This window comes from Stappia stellulata DSM 5886 (assembly GCF_000423705.1).
Taxonomy (GTDB): domain Bacteria; phylum Pseudomonadota; class Alphaproteobacteria; order Rhizobiales; family Stappiaceae; genus Stappia; species Stappia stellulata.
Window position 1 is genome coordinate 94,825 of sequence record NZ_AUIM01000011.1, and the last position, 16,391, is coordinate 111,215.

11 protein-coding genes are annotated in these 16,391 nt (G+C 67.1%); 3 read left to right on the top strand and 8 right to left on the bottom strand.

The features are described 5' to 3' along the window. Positions 1-14 precede the first annotated feature (14 nt). The 3 genes from G572_RS0107930 to G572_RS26205 are packed head-to-tail and all read right to left on the bottom strand — an operon-like array spanning position 15 to position 5,795. Complete coding sequence (locus tag G572_RS0107930) at positions 15-3,374, bottom strand: error-prone DNA polymerase (protein WP_029057998.1); 3,360 nt, start codon at positions 3,372-3,374, stop codon at positions 15-17. After that, positions 3,371-5,038: a Y-family DNA polymerase gene (locus tag G572_RS0107935; protein ID WP_084649958.1), complete on the bottom strand. Its 1,668-nt coding sequence runs from the start codon at positions 5,036-5,038 to the stop codon at positions 3,371-3,373. Before G572_RS0107935 ends, G572_RS0107930 begins: the two co-directional genes overlap by 4 nt. Continuing rightward, on the bottom strand, positions 4,923-5,795 hold the full coding sequence (locus tag G572_RS26205; RefSeq protein ID WP_051242006.1) for an ImuA family protein: 873 nt from the start codon (positions 5,793-5,795) through the stop codon (positions 4,923-4,925). The genes G572_RS0107935 and G572_RS26205 overlap by 116 nt, the downstream gene beginning before the upstream one ends. Positions 5,796-6,003: 208 nt before the next feature. Between G572_RS26205 and G572_RS0107945 the strand changes: the two genes are divergently transcribed. After that, positions 6,004-7,419, top strand: coding sequence for a lipopolysaccharide biosynthesis protein (locus G572_RS0107945; RefSeq protein WP_029058000.1), 1,416 nt, complete (start codon positions 6,004-6,006; stop codon positions 7,417-7,419). A 231-nt stretch (positions 7,420-7,650) separates the two neighbouring features. Further along, positions 7,651-8,799 (top strand): GNAT family N-acetyltransferase, encoded by a 1,149-nt coding sequence (locus G572_RS0107950; protein ID WP_029058001.1) that lies wholly within the window; start codon positions 7,651-7,653, stop codon positions 8,797-8,799. A gap of 11 nt (positions 8,800-8,810) precedes the next feature. On the opposite strand, the gene G572_RS0107955 is transcribed toward G572_RS0107950, so the two are convergent. The 3 genes from G572_RS0107955 to ccrA all read right to left on the bottom strand — a co-directional run bounded on the left by G572_RS0107955 (position 8,811) and on the right by ccrA (position 12,439). After that, positions 8,811-10,451 (bottom strand): AMP-binding protein, encoded by a 1,641-nt coding sequence (locus G572_RS0107955; protein WP_029058002.1) that lies wholly within the window; start codon positions 10,449-10,451, stop codon positions 8,811-8,813. An 83-nt stretch (positions 10,452-10,534) separates the two neighbouring features. Beyond that, entirely contained in the window at positions 10,535-11,047 is a 513-nt protein-coding gene (locus G572_RS0107960; protein WP_029058003.1) for a CAP domain-containing protein, read from the bottom strand. A gap of 93 nt (positions 11,048-11,140) precedes the next feature. Further along, positions 11,141-12,439 (bottom strand): crotonyl-CoA carboxylase/reductase, encoded by a 1,299-nt coding sequence (ccrA, locus tag G572_RS0107965; RefSeq protein ID WP_029058004.1) that lies wholly within the window; start codon positions 12,437-12,439, stop codon positions 11,141-11,143. 386 nt (positions 12,440-12,825) lie between these two features. On the opposite strand from ccrA, the gene G572_RS0107970 reads away from it, so the two are divergent. Next, positions 12,826-14,853, top strand: coding sequence for a protein meaA (locus G572_RS0107970; RefSeq protein WP_029058005.1), 2,028 nt, complete (start codon positions 12,826-12,828; stop codon positions 14,851-14,853). 9 nt (positions 14,854-14,862) lie between these two features. Here G572_RS0107970 and G572_RS0107975 read toward each other — a convergent pair whose 3' ends face one another. Together G572_RS0107975 and G572_RS0107980 are read right to left on the bottom strand one after the other, a co-directional pair. After that, the gene (locus G572_RS0107975) at positions 14,863-15,564 is read right to left on the bottom strand and encodes an MOSC domain-containing protein (RefSeq protein WP_029058006.1); all 702 of its coding nucleotides are present in this window, start codon (positions 15,562-15,564) and stop codon (positions 14,863-14,865) included. Then, positions 15,561-16,103: a MarR family winged helix-turn-helix transcriptional regulator gene (locus G572_RS0107980; protein WP_029058007.1), complete on the bottom strand. Its 543-nt coding sequence runs from the start codon at positions 16,101-16,103 to the stop codon at positions 15,561-15,563. The genes G572_RS0107975 and G572_RS0107980 overlap by 4 nt, the downstream gene beginning before the upstream one ends. Between the last annotated feature and the right edge of the window lie 288 nt (positions 16,104-16,391).

Sequence of the window (16,391 nt, forward strand, 5' to 3'; positions counted from 1 at the left end):
CGCGCCCCTGCGCCTCAGTGAAAATTGCGCCCCTTCGGCATGGCGGCCTGCGTCTGGCGCAACCGCGTGTGCACATCCCGGACCCGTGCTAGTTCCGGAACCTCACGCACCAGCTGCACAAGTCCGCTGCCCGGACTGACCTTGTGCCGTTGCTCCGGCACGGGCCGCTTCACCTCGTCGGCACGGGCAAGGCCGGCATCCGCGAGACTGTCGCCGGACAGATCCCCCAGCATCGCGGTTGCATCCTCCAGCGTGTCGGCGATCAGATGCACCACGCCCTGGTCCGACTGGACCTTGCCGCGCACCCGCAACAGCCGCGCGCCGAGCACGATGGCGCGGTGGCGCTCGAACACCTTGGGCCAGACCACGATATTGGCGACGCCCGTCTCGTCCTCCAGCGTCATGAAGATCACGCCGCTGGCCGTGCCTGGCCGCTGGCGCACCAGAACGAGGCCCGCCACTTCGCGCCGCACTCCGTTGCGCACATGTGACAGCGCCTCGCAAGGCGCGATCGACAGCCGCTCGAGACGCTGGCGCAAGAAGACGACCGGATGCGCCTTCAGCGACAGCGACAGCGCGCGATAATCGGCCACGACATGGGCGCCCGGCGGCATCGGCGGCAGATCCGCATCCGGCTCGCGGCGCAACTCGCCGACGGCCGCCGTGTCGAACAACGGCAGGCGCGTCGGCTCACCGCCCTCGTCCAGCCCCTGCGCCGCCCAGAGCGCGGCCCGCCGGTCGAGCCCGATGGAGCGAAACGCATCCGCCTCGGCAAGCCGGGCGATGGCGCGTTTCGACAGGCCGGAGCGCAGCCAGAGATCGCGCACGGAATCGAAGCCCTCCCCGCGCCGGGCGATGAGCGTTTGCACCTCCTCTTCCTTCAGTCTCTTGGCACTGCGCAGTCCGAGCCGCACCGCCCGTGTGCTCAGGATCGTGCCGCGCATCTGCGCATGGCGCGGATGCAGGCGACCGGCCGCCGGAGCGCCGGCTTCGAGCGTCGCGTCCCAGTCGGACAGATTGATGTCGACCTCGCGCACCTCCACACCATGCTCGCGCGCATCGCGCACCAGCTGTGCGGGCGCGTAGAAGCCGAGCGGCTGCGCATTCAGCATGCCGGCCAGAAAGACGTCCGGATAGCGCGCCTTGAGCCAGGCGGAGGCATAGACCAAGAGCGCGAAACTGGCCGCATGGCTTTCGGGAAAGCCGTATTCGCCAAATCCCTCGATCTGGCGAAAGCACCGTTCGGCGAAGTCGGCTTCGTATCCGCGCGCGACCATGCCGTCGATCATCTTGCGCTGAAAGGTGCCGATTGTGCCGACCCGGCGAAAGGTCGCCATCGCCCGGCGCAACCGGTCGGCCTCGCCGGGCGAAAACCCGGCGGCGACGATGGCGATCCGCATCGCCTGCTCCTGAAACAACGGCACGCCAAGCGTCTTGCCGAGAACCTCCTCCAGTTCCCTTTTCGGATAGACAACCTTCTCCAGCCCCTGCCGGCGACGCAGATAGGGATGCACCATGTCGCCCTGGATCGGTCCGGGGCGCACGATCGCCACCTCGATCACCAGATCGTAGAAATTGCGCGGCTTCAGGCGTGGCAGCATCGTCATCTGTGCCCGGCTTTCCACCTGGAACACGCCGAGCGAATCGGCCTGGCACAGCATGTCGTAGACCTCCGGCTCCTCCGCCGGAATCGAGGCCAGCGTTTCCTCCCGGCCATAGTCTTCGCGCAGCAGGTCGAGACACTTGCGGATTGCCGTCAGCATGCCGAGCGCCAGAATATCGATCTTCAGCATGCCGAGCGATTCCAGGTCGTCCTTGTCCCACTCGATGACCGTGCGCCCCTCCATCGCAGCGTTCTGGATCGGGACCACCGTATCGAGTCGGCCGCGGGTGATGACGAAGCCGCCGACATGCTGGGAAAGGTGGCGCGGAAATCCGGCGATTGCCCGCGACAGCCGCGCCACCAGCACCAGGCGGGGGTCGGCAGGGTCGAGCCCGGCTTCGCGCAGCATGCGTTGATCGATGCCCTGCGACGACCAGCCCCAGATGGTGCCGGCGAGACGGTTGAGCGTGTCCTGCGACAGCCCGAAGACCTTGCCCACCTCGCGCACGGCGGAGCGGGTGCGATAGGTGATCACCGTGGCAGCCAACCCCGCATGCTCGCGCCCGTATTTCTCGTAGATATACTGGATCACCTCCTCGCGCCGCTCGTGCTCGAAATCGACGTCGATGTCCGGCGGTTCGCGCCGTTCGGGCGAGATGAAGCGCTCAAACAGGAGGTCGCCGCGCGCCGGGTCGACCTCGGTGATGCCGAGACAGAAACACACGGCCGAATTGGCCGCCGAACCGCGCCCCTGCGCCAGGATCCCGCGCGCGCGGGCGAAACGGACAATGTCCTGAACAGTGAGAAAATAGGGCGCATAGGCAAGCTCGCTCACCAGTGCCAGTTCGCGCCGGATCGTCGCCTCGACCCTGGGCGGAATGCCGTCGGGATAACGACGCTCCGCCCCCTTCCACGTCAGCCGCTCCAGTTCCTCCTGCGGCGTGGCGCTCAAGCCGGTCGCCTCCTCCGGATACTCATAGGCGAGATCGTCAAGGGAGAACGTCAGGCTTTTCAGCACGGAAACGGTCTCGGCCAGTGCCTCGGGGGCCGCGCGAAAGACATGCGCCATCGCCGATGCCCCCTTGAGATGGCGCTCCGCATTCGCCTCCAGACGGCGGCCGGCGCCTTCCAGCGTCTCGTGCAGACGGATGCAGCTCAAGACGTCCTGCAAGGGCCGACGCCCGGGCACATGGTACAGCACGTCGTTGGTGGCGAGCAGCGGCACGCCGGCCTTGCGCGCGATTTCGCCAAGCCGCGCCAGCCGGCGTCGGTCGTCGATGCCGTAACCGAGCGCGACCGCGAGGCGGGGCATGTCGTCGAACGTGCCGCGCAGCCGGACCAGCAGCGCGTCCAGCCCCGCCTCCTCGCCGGGCCCGGGCAGCGGCGCGAGAACGATCCCCTCGCCCCAGGCAACCAGATCCTCCAGCGTCAGATGGCATTCGCCCTTGGGCGCGCGCCGGTTGCCGATCGTCAGGAGCCGCGTCAGCCGGCCATAAGCCTGCCGCTCGCGCGGCCAGGCGAGAATATCCGGCGTGCCGTCGCAAAACCCCAGCCGGCAGCCGATCACAAGCTGCAGCCCGATTTCCTTCGCCGCCATATGCGCGCGCACGACGCCGGCCAGCGAATTGCGGTCGCAAATGCCAAGGCCCGCCAGACCGAGCGCGGCCGCCTGGCGGACGAGTTCCTCCGGATGCGACGCGCCGCGCAGGAAGGAGAAATTCGTCGCCGCGCAAAGCTCGGCATAGGGGCGCGATCCGGTCTGCACGCTCATGCATAAAGACCTTGCAGGAACCAGCGTGGCGGCGGCCCCTGCGGGGCGGAATCCACGCCGTAAAGGCCCTCGCGATACAACCAGAAGCGCCGCCCCTCGCCGTCCTCCACCCGGTAATAGTCACGCGCCGGCGCCGGTCGCGGCTCCTGCCACCAGGGGGGGACGAGTCGTTCCGGGCCTTCGCAGGCGCGCACCTCGTAAAGCGCGCGCCGCCAGCGAAAGCGCAAGGGCGGCCCCTCGGGCACCATCGCCACCGCCTCGACCGGCTCGGGCGGATCAATCAGCCGCAAGGGCCGCAGCTGCGGCGTGTCCGGCGCCACCGGCGTCTGCGAGCACCAGACGAGAGCACCCGTGTCAACCACGGCCGCCGGCACCAGTTTCTGGCGAATTTCCGGCAAATGGGTGTCGCACGGCAGGAAACGGGCGACCCGGGCAATCCCGAGCCGCGCACCGAGACGGTCGATCAGCGCCTCGAGCGCTTCCGCATGTTCACCCGTCTGCGCGAAATCGGCCTGTGCCGGCTCGAAGCGCTGCACCTCCAGAACGCACAGGCGCACGAGGTCGAAGCCGAAGCCCGCGTCGAAGTCGTCACCAAGCGCGGCAAGCTTTTCCGAAAAGAGCCCGCGCACCCTTGCGGGATCGCGAAGGGCACGGCTGGTGCCCACCGTCACCCGGTTGACGACGCCGTCCACCCGAAACAGGGCAAGTTCGAAGGCCCGCCCGCCCTCGCCGCGCCGCTCCAGATCGAGCGAAAGACGCTCTGCAAGCCCCAGGATCACGCCGCGCACGTCCTCCTCGCGGGAGATCGGCTCGAAAAAGCGTCGGTCCGCGGCCAAAAGCGGCGCAGCCAGGCGGGGCGAGATCGGCTCCGCCGCGTCTCCGCGCAACCGCTCGATCCGGCGCACCAGATCGCGCCCGAACCGCGCGGCGAGCGGCCCGCGCGGCCGGTCGATCACATCGGCGACCTGCGTCAGTCCGACCCGGCCAAGCGCATCGAGCGTTGCGTCCTCCAGCCGCAAGGCCGCCATCGGAAGGGGGGCAAGCACCTCGCGCCAGGCCCCGGGAGGAAGGCCACCGCAGGACGGCTCTCCTGAAAGAACGTCCCGCGCCAGAGCATGGCGCGCATATGCCCAGGCTGCCGCCGGCGTATCGGCCACGCCGGCCCGCACCGCAAATCCCTGATCGCCCAGCCGGCGAAGACAATCGCGCATGAGCGCGTGTTCCCCGGCGGGCAGCCTCTCCTCCCCGGCCGGCGCAGCACTTTCGTCATGGGCAAACAGATGCGCGCAGCCGGTGATGTCGAGCAGGAGACCGTCCTCGCCATCCAGAGCGACGAGCGGCGTATAGCGATCGCACCAGTCCGCAAGGGCGGCGAGCAGGGCCGCCACCTCGCCCGCAGCCTGCGCGTCGCTCTGCAGCGCGGGATGCCGGGCACGGGCATCCGCCAGCGGCTCGTCCGCCGTCACCCCAAGCGCCCGGGCGGGAGCATTCAGCGCCACGATGCGATCGGCGCCACGACGGGCAGCGACCACCACACGCGGCACGGGGTCAGCGCCGCGAGAACGCCATGACGCGCCCCGTTCCAGACGCTCCAGCCGGTCCGTCGCCAGTTCGGGGAACCACAGGCTCACGATCCGCTGGCGCGGCGAAGCTTCGCATCGCATGATCCCACTCCAGCTCCACGGTGCCGGGACGTCCGTCCCGATTGCGTTGCAGCGCCACCTGCCAGCCGGGCCGGCCAAGGGGCGCCAGTCGAAGTCCGTCCCGCCCCCCGCTCGGCCGGGCTGCGATGCGAAACCGCGTCACCGCGGCACTTGGCGCGCTCTCTCCCCCATGCCGCAGGAGAAAGGCGGTCGCACCGCCCGCCTCCGTCCGCAGCAACAGCCGCCGCGAGGCCGTGAGGTCGAGCGCCCGGGGGGCGCCCCGCAACTCCGCCACGACAGCGCAGATTCCACTCGCCTGCACCCCCTCCTCCATCGCCCACAGCGTTTCCTCGACACGGCGTGTGCGCACCAGAAGCACCCGCGCCGGATCGAGCCCGAAACGCGCCAGCCCTTCCGCATTAGGACATCCGGCTTCCCGCCCGGCCTCCGGTTCCATGACCCAGAGAACGGCTCCGGCGCGCCGGGCTGCAAGACACGCCAGCAGCGCGGCGACGAAACCGGTCAGCGCGCCGCCGGACCGGCTCTCGGCGCTTGTCGCCTCATGCAATGTGCCGCAGGGCATCCCGGAAGAGGCAAACAGTCCGTCGAAACCGGCAACGCCCGTGAGAAGACGGGCCGGACCCTGCCCGTTTGCGGCGGAGGCAGGGTCCGGCATGAGCCGCCCCTCGCTGGAGAGGCCTCCCTCGAGGGCCGCAACGCGGCTGCGCAGCTCGGCAAGAAGCGTTCGGTCCGGATCGGGTCGGGGCACGGCAACCACTTTTTGTTCCTGTTATGTTCTTATAGATTCCGAAACCCGGTCCCGGAGTCAAGCGCCGCGTTTGCACGGACGGGACAGCCGGAGGCCCGCATGAGGCGATCACATTCACGTGATCTGAGCTCATCGGCACCCGACATGCCAAGGAGTAAGGAAAATTAAGCCTCGCGCTCCTATGCTTGCGCGATCGATCGCGAAGGAGCCTATTCTGTTGCGCCTCACCCCATCCACATGGGCCGAACGCATTCTGCCGACTTCCGCCTTCCTGCGCGTTCAACCTGCGCTGGCACGGCTCGATGCGTTTTTCAACGGCGAACCGGATACCTCCCAGGCGCAACGCATGGCGATGGTCGTGTTTCTCGTGCGCGTCCTCGGCGCCGCACTCGCTTATGTGTCGCAGGTGATTCTCGCGCGCATGATGGGAAGCCACGAATACGGCATCTATGTCGTGGTGTGGACGCTGGTCGTGGTGCTCGGCATCTTCGCACCGCTCGGCTTCTCCTCCTCCGTCCTGCGGCTCATTCCCGAATACCGCGCGCTGCCGCGCCCCGACAGACTGAACGCCCTGCTGTTCGGCAGCCGGCTGGCCGGCGGGCTCTCGGCCACGGCGATCGCCGTCATCGGAATTCTGGCGGTGTGGCTGTTCCAGGACTGGATCACCTCCTATTATGTGCTGCCGCTCTTCCTGGCCGCCGTTTGCCTGCCTCTCTACACGATCGGCAGCATTCAGGACGGAATTGCACGCGCCTACGACTGGCCGCTGCTGGCGATGCTCCCTCCCTTCATCTGGCGCCCGATCGTGCTTCTCGGCGGACTTGTGCTTGCCATACGCTTCGGCGCGCCGGCAACGGCGGCGACCGCCTGCACCGTCGCCATTGTCGCGACCTGGTCGGTCACGCTGGCGCAGATGCTGGTGCTCTCGCGCTCTCTGAAACCCGAACCGCCGCGCCTGCCCGCACGCGAGAACTGGACTTTCTCGGTCTGGCTCAAGATCTCGCTGCCGATCCTTCTGGTCGAAGGCTTCTTCCAGCTCATCACCAGTGCCGATGTCATCCTCGTCAGCTTCTGGCGACCGCCCGACGAGGTTGCGATCTATTTCGCCGCCTCCAAGACCCCGGCTCTGGCGCATTTCGTCTATTTTGCCGTGCGTTCCGCCACCGCCCACCGCTACTCGCGGCTGTTTCACAGCGGCGCTCACGCGGAACTGGCCACCCTCGTCGGCAACACGGCGCGCTGGACCTTCTGGCCCACCCTGGCGCTCTCCCTCGTGCTCGTGCTGATCGGCCCGTTTCTTCTGTCCCTGTTCGGGCCAGGCTTCGAAAGCGGCTACCCGGTGATGCTTATCCTGTTGTTCGGCGTGCTGGCGCGCGCCTCGGTTGGCCCCGTCGACGCGCTTCTCACAATGGCCGACCAGCAGAACCGCTGCGCCATGGTCTATGCGCTAACCTTCGCGCTCAACATCGCGCTCAACATCACGCTGATCCCGATCCTCGGCATTCTGGGCGCCGCGATCGCCACCGCCATCGCCATGATGTTCGAGGCCACGGCCCTTTGCCATCAGGCCCGCAGCCGACTGGGTCTCAATCCGTTCGTGCTCGCCAAAACGCAAAGCACCCGGCTGTCTTGAGTCAAATTGACGAGCGCCATTAACCACCGCTTAAGGAAACGATCCCTTTCACGCACAGATTGTGGCAGGTTTCTACAACCTGAAGACGGCATCTGAGCTGGACGGGAAATGGCAATGGCTCTTGTAAAGAACCGGATGATCCCTGCATTGTCGGCTCCGGCATCACGACAAGCATGCCGGACGAGAACGGCACCCCGGCACCAACCGCGCCCGGGAAACGGGAGAGCCTGCGTGAACGGCACGACGACAGTGACCTTCACCGCAGCACAGGCCGGCGAGCACCTCCCCGCCTGGTCGGCGCTCGCGGATGTGGCCGTCGAACCCAACCCGTTCTTTCGCCCCGACTTCCTGTTGCCCTATCTGGCGCATATGGAGCACCGCGAAGTCGCGATCTGCGCCGTGCGCAGCAACCGCGACGGCGCCCTTCTCGCCCTCGCACCCGTCGCACGACGCCGCCTCGGCTTTGCACTGGCCGGCGCAGCCTTGCATGCCGGAGAATACGGCCCGCTCGGCACCCCCCTGATCGCGCCGCAGGCCGATTCCGACACGCTGACAAGCCTGCTCGACACGGCCGCCGCCCGGTTCGGCACCGATCTTGTCACGCTGCCTTACCTGCGCACCGACGGGCCAGTCTACGACATGCTGCTCGATCTCGCCGAAACCTCGAAGTGGCGGGTGGCACGCGAAGCGGTCAGCCTGCGCGCCGGCCACGCGACCGGGCAGACGGGCCAGGAACAATACGGCCTGCTGGGCAGACGCCGGCGCAAGGAAATCGGTCGCCAGCTACGCCGGCTGTCCGAAACCGGGGAGACACGGTTCACGAGCCTGACCGCACCGGCCGACACCTGCGCGGCGTTTGAAGACTTTCTTGCGCTGGAGGCGCGGGGCTGGAAGGGACGGCGCGGAACCGCCCTGGCCTGCGACCCCGGGCGCATGGCCTTCGCGCGCGCCTTCATCGCCGACATGGCGCAGGCCGGACGACTGCGGATCGACCGGCTCGATGTCGACGACGTGCCGGTCGCCATCATGATCATGCTGCGCGACAGCCACCGCGCCTGGTCCTGGAAAATTGCCCATGACGAACAACTGGCCCGCTTCTCGCCCGGTGCCCAGGTCACGCGCTATGCAATGCGCCGGGATCTCGAGGAGCCCGACCTTGCCGAGGCCGATTCGCTTGCGGTCCCCGACCACCCCATGATCACGCCGCTCTGGCGCGGCCAGGTGCCTTATACCACCGTGTTGCTCGCGCGCGGCGCATTTGCCGGCACGCGGCTGTCGCTGGCGCAGGCCGACCATGCGCTGGCGCGCGGCCTTCACGGGCTGGCGAAATCGGCCCTTCGCCGCCTCCGGTCGCGCGCAAGACGGGAGGACGCGGCCTGACCGGCACGGCCCTATTCCTCAAGCACGGCGGTCGCGCCGGCCTCGTCGCGCAACAAACGACGGATGACCTTTCCGGTCGTCGTCATCGGCAGCGCATCGACAAAGGCGATTTCGCGCGGATACTCATGCGCTGACAGGCGCGTGCGCACATGGGCGCGGATATCCTCTTCCAGCTCCGCCCCCGGACGGGTGCCGGACGTCAGGACCACGAAGGCCTTGACGATTTCCGTGCGCACGGGGTCGGGCTTTCCGACCGCCGCCGCCAATGCGACCGCCGGATGCGACAACAGACAGTCCTCGATTTCGCCCGGACCGATCCGATATCCCGAAGAGGTGATGATATCGTCTGTCCGCCCGACGAAATGCACGTAGCCGTCCGCGTCGCGCTCGCCGCGATCTCCCGTCAACATCCAGTCACCGACGAATTTGGCCTCTGTCGCGGCATCCTCGCCCCAGTAGCGCAGAAACATCACCGGATCCGGACGGGCAATGGCGATCTGGCCCTGTTCGCCCGGCGGGCAGACACGGCCCTCCTCGTCGACCACCGCCACCGTGTGACCCGGAACAGGCTTGCCGATGGCGCCGGCGCGCGACACGCCGAGTGCACCGCAGGAGGCGAGCACGGCATTGCATTCCGTCTGGCCGTAAAATTCGTTGACCGTCAGCCCGAGGTCCTGGCACGCCCAGTCGTAGGTCTCCCGGCCCAGCGCCTCGCCGGCCGACCCGATGCTGCGCAGCGCCAGGTCGAACCGGCCCCGCGGGCGGGAAACGGTCCGCAGCATCTTCAGCGCCGTGGGCGGGATGAACGCGTTGCGCACGCGCTGGTCGGCGAGGAGGCGAAGCGCGCGTTCGGGGTCGAATTTCTCGAAGCGGTGCGAGACGACCGGAACGCCCAGCGCAAGCGAGGGCAGCAAGGCATTGAGCAAGCCGCCCGCCCAGGCCCAGTCCGCCGGCGTCCAGAACAGATCGCCCGGCTGCGGCAGAAACTCATGCGCCATCTGGATGCCCGGCAGATGCCCGGCCAGCACCCTGTGGCCATGCAGCGCGCCCTTTGGCGGACCGGTGGTGCCGGAGGTGTAGATCATCATCGCCGGATCGTCAGGCCCGGTCGGGGCGGGCTCAAAGACGTCCCGGCCGTGTGCAAGCAGCGCCTCGAAGGACAGCACGTCGCCGGGCGTGTCCTGCGTGGAGACCAGCAGTTTCAGATCTGGAAGGGTCTCGCGGATTTCACAGAGTTTTGCGATACCCGGCGCATCGGTGATTGCCGCCGAGGCTCCGGAGTTCGCCAGGCGGTACTGCAGGGCATCGACACCGAACAGATTGGCAAGCGGCACGACGATGGCGCCGAGCTTGTAGAGGGCAAGATGGGAGACGAGCGTCTGCGGCGATTGCGGCAGAAGCAACGCGACGCGGTCGCCCCGTGCCACCCCCTGGGCCGCGAGCGCATTCGCCAGCCGGTTGGAGAGCGCGGCCAGTTGGCCGTAGCTCAGCCGCGTTTCAGCGCCGTCCTCGTCAAGGTGAATGAGCGCAAGCCTGTCGGAACCGCGCGCCGCCCATGCGTCGCAGGCTTCCACCGCGATATTGTAGCGCTCGGGGATCCGCCAGCGGAAGCGCCGCAGCAGATCATCATAGGAGGATGCGGGGTGCAGCATCGAAGCGACCTTCGTCGGTCAGGGATGCGGGACCCTAGTCCTCAACGCACTGCAGTGCAACAATCGCCCGCAGGGTCAGGCTCTCACGGGGCCGGCGACGCCAGCACGAGCGACCAGAACACCCGGTACTTGGATCCCGGCGCATAGGCAGTCGCGATGCCCATGCGCGTCGCGCGCGGGTCCAGCATCACGGCATTGTGCTTGGGCGAGTCGCGCCAGCCGGAAAAGGCTTCCGCCAGCGTGCGATAGCCGGCGCTCGCGTTTTCGACCGCATAGGTCTGGGTCTCGCCGGCGGCCGCAAGGCGCGCCGCGAGCCGGTTTTCCGGCTGCAGGGAGGCCCGCACGTTGTTGGCCTGCGCCATGGCTTCCGCCTGCTGGCGCGCCGCGCGCATCAGCGCCGGATCGACGGTGAGCGGACGAAGCCCGTTGTTCTGGCGATAGCCGGAGATCATCTGTTGCGCCGACGCCGCATCGACCGCGGCATCGACCCGCGCCAGATCCTTGTAATAGGGGGGCTGGTTCCCGCGCTCCGGCAGACAGCCCGAAAGAACGAGGGAACAGGCGACGAGAGCAAGGAACCGGGAGAACAGGATCATGTCGCCGTCATAGCCTGCCGGCGCGCCCAAGGCGAGAGAATTCGCCGGCGGCGCGAAAGCTCCGCGCCGCCGGGCCATCGGCCTTGCACCGGCTCACTCGGAGCCGGCCGCCAGAACGTCGTCGAGCGTGCGAAGGCCCGTCGTCGGCGCACTCACCAGCACCGCCATGTTGCCGGGCGCATGCTGGTTCTTCCACATCTTGGTATGGGCGCTGGGGATCTCCTCCCAGGGGAAGACCTCGCTCATACAGGGATCGATGCGGCGATCCATCACCGCCTTGTTGGCTTCCGACGCCTGCTTGAGGTGGGCGAAATGCGACCCCTGCACGCGCTTTTGCCGCATCCAGACATAGCGTGCGTCGAACGTCAGGTTGAAGCCGGTCGTGCCGGCACAGAACACCACCATGCCGCCGCGCTTGACCACCAGGCAGGAGACCGGAAACGTCGATTCGCCCGGATGCTCGAACACCATGTCGACGTCGTTGCCCTTGCCGGTGATCTCCCAGATCGCCTTTCCGAAACGCCGCGCTTCCTTGAGCCAGGTGTTGTACTCGGGCGAATTGACGGTGGGCATTTGCCCCCAGCAATCGAAATCCTTGCGGTTGATCACGCCCTTGGCGCCGAGCGACAGCACGTAGTCGCGCTTGTCCTCATCCGAGATGATGCCGATCGCATTGGCGCCGGCAGCGGCCGCGAGCTGGATGCCGAAAACGCCGAGCCCGCCCGACGCGCCCCAAACCAGAACGTTCTGGCCCGGACGCAGCTGATGCGGCGCATGACCGAACAGCATGCGATAGGCGGTGGCGAGCGTCAGCGTGTAGCAGGCGCTTTCCTCCCAGGTCAGATGCCTGGGGCGCGGCATAAGCTGCTGCGACTGCACCCGGCAAAACTGCGAGAACGACCCGTCCGGGGTCTCATAGCCCCAGATGCGCTGCGTCGGCGAGAACATCGGATCGCCGCCATTGCACTCCTCGTCGTCGCCGTCGTCCTGATTGCAATGCACGACGACTTCGTCGCCGACCTTCCAGCGCTTCACCTTGGAGCCCACCGCCCAGACAATGCCGGACGCATCGGAGCCTGCGATGTGAAAGGCCTCGTCATGGACCTTGAACACCGAGATCGGTTCGCCGAGGGCGGCCCAGATTCCATTGTAATTGACGCCGGCCGCCATCACGAGCACCAGCACCTCGTTGCTGTCCAGCTGCCAGGTCGGCACGACCTCCAGCTTCATGGCCTCTTCGGGGGGACCGTGCCGTTCGGCCCGGATCGTCCAGGCGTACATGTTCTTGGGAACATGTCCGAGCGGCGGGATCTCGCCAATCTCGTAAAGGTCCTTCACCGGCCGGCTCTCCTCCGCCTCGAGATTGTCGTTTGCTTGGGCAACGGTGCTCATCGTCTGTGTGTCCTCCCGTATTATGCATTTTCGCCGGCGCACGGCCACCGCCACGCCACTGCGTGTCCCGAAGCCCTTCCGCCGCCCCGGAGAGCTTCCGCGAAACGGCGACGTTTGCTGCGGCGCGTCATTCAAATCCCGTCCCGCGCGCCCCTTCACGAAACTATCGTGCGAAAAAGAGGCGTCACGCTATTGGACTATTGCTTAATTTACCCGTTTGCCCAAGACTGTTTTTGCATTGCACATAGAAATTCTGCGTGCGTGAGCGCTTTCACGCGCGCTCGGGGGAGGCCATACGGATCCGCGACAACGGACGTATCGGAGAAAAAACAGGAAGATGCCGGGCCGAGGCAAGCGGCCACCGGCGCGATTGCGAGGAGGTTTCCATGAGCGACCCGACGAAGAGCCAGCCAACGAAGACCAGCGCGGATCGCCAGCCCCCGGCACGCGACCGGCCGTGGATCTTTCGCACCTACGCCGGGCATTCCACGGCGCGCGAATCCAACAAGCTTTACCGCAGCAATCTCGCCAAGGGGCAGACCGGCCTGTCGGTGGCCTTCGATCTCCCGACACAGACGGGCTACGACCCCGACCATGCGCTGTCGCGCGGCGAGGTCGGCAAGGTCGGGGTGCCGGTGGCGCATCTCGGCGACATGCAGGCGCTCTTCAACGAGATCCCGCTGGAGAAGATGAACACCTCCATGACGATCAACGCGACGGCGCCCTGGCTGCTGGCGCTCTATGCCGCCGCCGCCGACGAACAGGGCGCCGACCGGGCGCTTCTGACCGGCACGACGCAGAACGACATCGTCAAGGAATACCTGTCGCGCGGCACCTATGTGTTTCCGCCCGCGCCCTCGTTGCGCCTGACCCGCGACGTCATCGCCTGGACCTACCAGGCGATGCCGAAGTGGAACCCGATGAACGTGTGCTCCTACCACCTGCAAGAGGCCGGCGCGACGCCCGTACAGGAGCTGTCCTTCGCGCTCGCGACCGCCGTCGCCATCCTCGACGAGGTCAGGGACAGCGGCGCGATCCCGCAGGCGGACTTCCCCAAGGCGGTCGGGCGAATTTCCTTCTTCGTCAACGCCGGCATGCGCTTCATCACCGAGATCTGCAAGATGCGCGCCTTCGCCGAACTTTGGGACGAGATCTGCCGGACCCGCTACGGCGTGGAGGACGAGCGCTACCGCCGCTTCCGCTACGGCGTGCAGGTCAACTCGCTGGGGCTTACCGAGCAGCAGCCGGAAAACAACGTCTACCGCATCCTGATCGAGGCACTGGCCGTCGTTCTGTCCAAGAACGCCCGCGCCCGCGCCGTGCAACTGCCCGCCTGGAACGAGGCGCTTGGTCTGCCGCGCCCCTTCGACCAGCAGTGGTCGCTCAGGATCCAGCAGATCCTCGCCTATGAGACCGATCTTCTGGAACATGCCGACATTTTCGACGGCTCCGAGGTGATCACCGAAAAGGTCGAGGCTCTTAAAGAGGAGGCCCGCGCGGAGCTCGCCCGGATCGACGACATGGGCGGCGCCATCGCGGCCGTTGAATCGAGCTACATGAAACAGGCGCTCGTCGCCTCCAACGCCGAGCGCCTTGCCGGGATTGAATCCGGCGAACAGGTCGTCGTCGGCGTCAACCGCTTCACCGAAAGCGAACCCTCGCCGCTTGCGACCGGCGAGGACGGCGGCATTCTCACCGTCCCGGAACATGTCGAGGCGCAGGCCATCGACGCCCTCAAGGCCTGGCGCGAGGCCCGAGACGATGGCGCGGTCGAAAAGGCCATCGCCGATCTCAAGCAGGCCGCGGGCGAGGGCGCCAACATCATGGAGCCCTCGATTGCCGCGGCCAAGGCCGGCGTGACGACAGGCGAATGGGGGGCGGCGCTGCGCGAGGTCTTCGGCGAATACCGCGCGCCGACCGGCGTCGGCAAGGCCGCACGCGCCGACGCCGACGATCTGGCGGATGTGCGCGCATCCGTCGACGCGGTGTCCGCAAAGCTTGGGCGCCGGCTGAAATTCCTGGTCGGCAAACCCGGCCTCGACGGCCATTCCAACGGCGCGGAGCAGATCGCCGTGCGCGCCCGCGATTGCGGCATGGAAGTCGTCTACGAGGGCATTCGCCTTACACCGGCCCAGATCGTCAATGCCGCTCTGGAAGAAGACGTCCACGTCATCGGCCTGTCGATCCTGTCGGGCTCGCATCTGGCGCTGGTCCGCGACGTGATGGAGCGGTTGCGCAGCGAGGGGATCGACGACATTCCGCTGATCGTCGGCGGCATCATTCCGGAGGAAGACGCCGCCCAGCTCCGCGCCATGGGTGTCGCGGCCGTCTATACGCCGAAAAACTTCCAGCTCACCGACATCATGCGCGAGGTCGTGCAGATCGTCGGCACCCGCGCCGAGGCCGCCGCGTAACGAAACCGGTCAGTCGGTGGCGCCGAAAAGGCGCGCCGACGTGTCCTCGTGCAACGTATTCGCGGAAATCTTCGCGAATGCCTGGCGCCAGCCGTCCGCAAGCTCCGGCAGGGCAGACAGTTGCGCGGCCCGCGCCGGATCGATCCGCTTGGTGAGCCGCGCGCGCGTGACCTCAAGCACCGTCCATTGCGGACAGGGGCGCTCGACGAGGTCCATCGCGTCACCGGCGGCGACGCGACCCGTTTCAAGCACGCGATAGTACCAGCCGGTGCGCCCCGTCTTCTGGAACGCCGCCGCCATGTCGTCGCGACCGCGATGGGCGTTCAGCTTCCAGCAGGGCTGGCGGCCCTGACAGATCTGCACGCGCGCCGTGCCGAACCGGAAAACATCCCCGATGCAAACCGCGTCTTCGGTCAGGCCGAAGGTCGACAGGTTCTCGCCGAAAGCGGCCGGCCTGGTGCCCGCCGGCAGATACCCTTCCGCAATCCAGGCCGCATAGTGATCGCCCGGATAATGATGCAGCGCCTTGTCCGCCCCGCCATGCACCGCGCGGTCGGCCTGCGCGTCCACCAAAAGCCCTTCGAAACCGACCTCGGCCGGCCCGATGACCGGCGTTTTCGCGATGGCGGACGGCGGACGGCCCTCCCAACGCTCGGAGACCGCGCCTGCGAACAGGCCCTCGAGGCATGTCTTCGATCGATCCTGGCTCATGCGGGTTCCTGTTCGTGGCAGATTTTCAGGGTTTCTTCGGCCTCCAGCGGCAGGGACAGGAGCGAACAGAACCCGCCCTTGTCCCCCGGCCGGAAGTGCAGACAGTTGCGGCAGATACCGAAAGGCTTGTTGCCGCCGGACCGCACGGCGCGTCGAAGCAGGCCTTCCAGATCATTGGCAAGCGCAAGCCGGTCGGGTTCACGGATCTCCGCCAGCGCATCGACAAGCGGCCCCGGGCGTGACGCCTCATGCAGGCCTGCAGCGGTGACGCGATAGGAAATCGACCGCCTGTCCCCCGTCGACCGTTCTTCGGCAACGAGACCTTTGCGTGCCAGGCTTTTCAGCGTCTGGGAGACGGTGCCGCGCGTGCTGCCGAGATAATCGGCAACGACCGAAGGACTCCGCGAGAACCGGTTGGCGCGCGCAAGATAGTCTAGGGCCGCGCGCTGCGCGGGATTGATGTCGCCCTCCCACCCGGCGCCGGCGTCGAGCCGGGCCAGCCGGTTTACAAGGCTGCGGATCCGGTCAATGTCTATCATGCCTTTTTATAGCGAGTCGAAATCAACATAGCAATAGTTTCGACTCAACACTATCAAGGATGCATTCGATACAGCCCTTGAAATTCCCCAATGATGTAATTCGCCGTCATCCCCGCGCTCTCGGTCCTCATCCCGGCCACCGCCTATGACGGCGGGCGTCGCGGCAGCGCTTCGCATCCATGCCAGCGCGCACACCCCGCTTCTGTGCGTGGAAGACGTCTTCGACGCTGCCTCGGGCGAGCCGAGCCTCCCCGGCCGTCTGCGATAGACCTGAAAGACGTGGGCGGT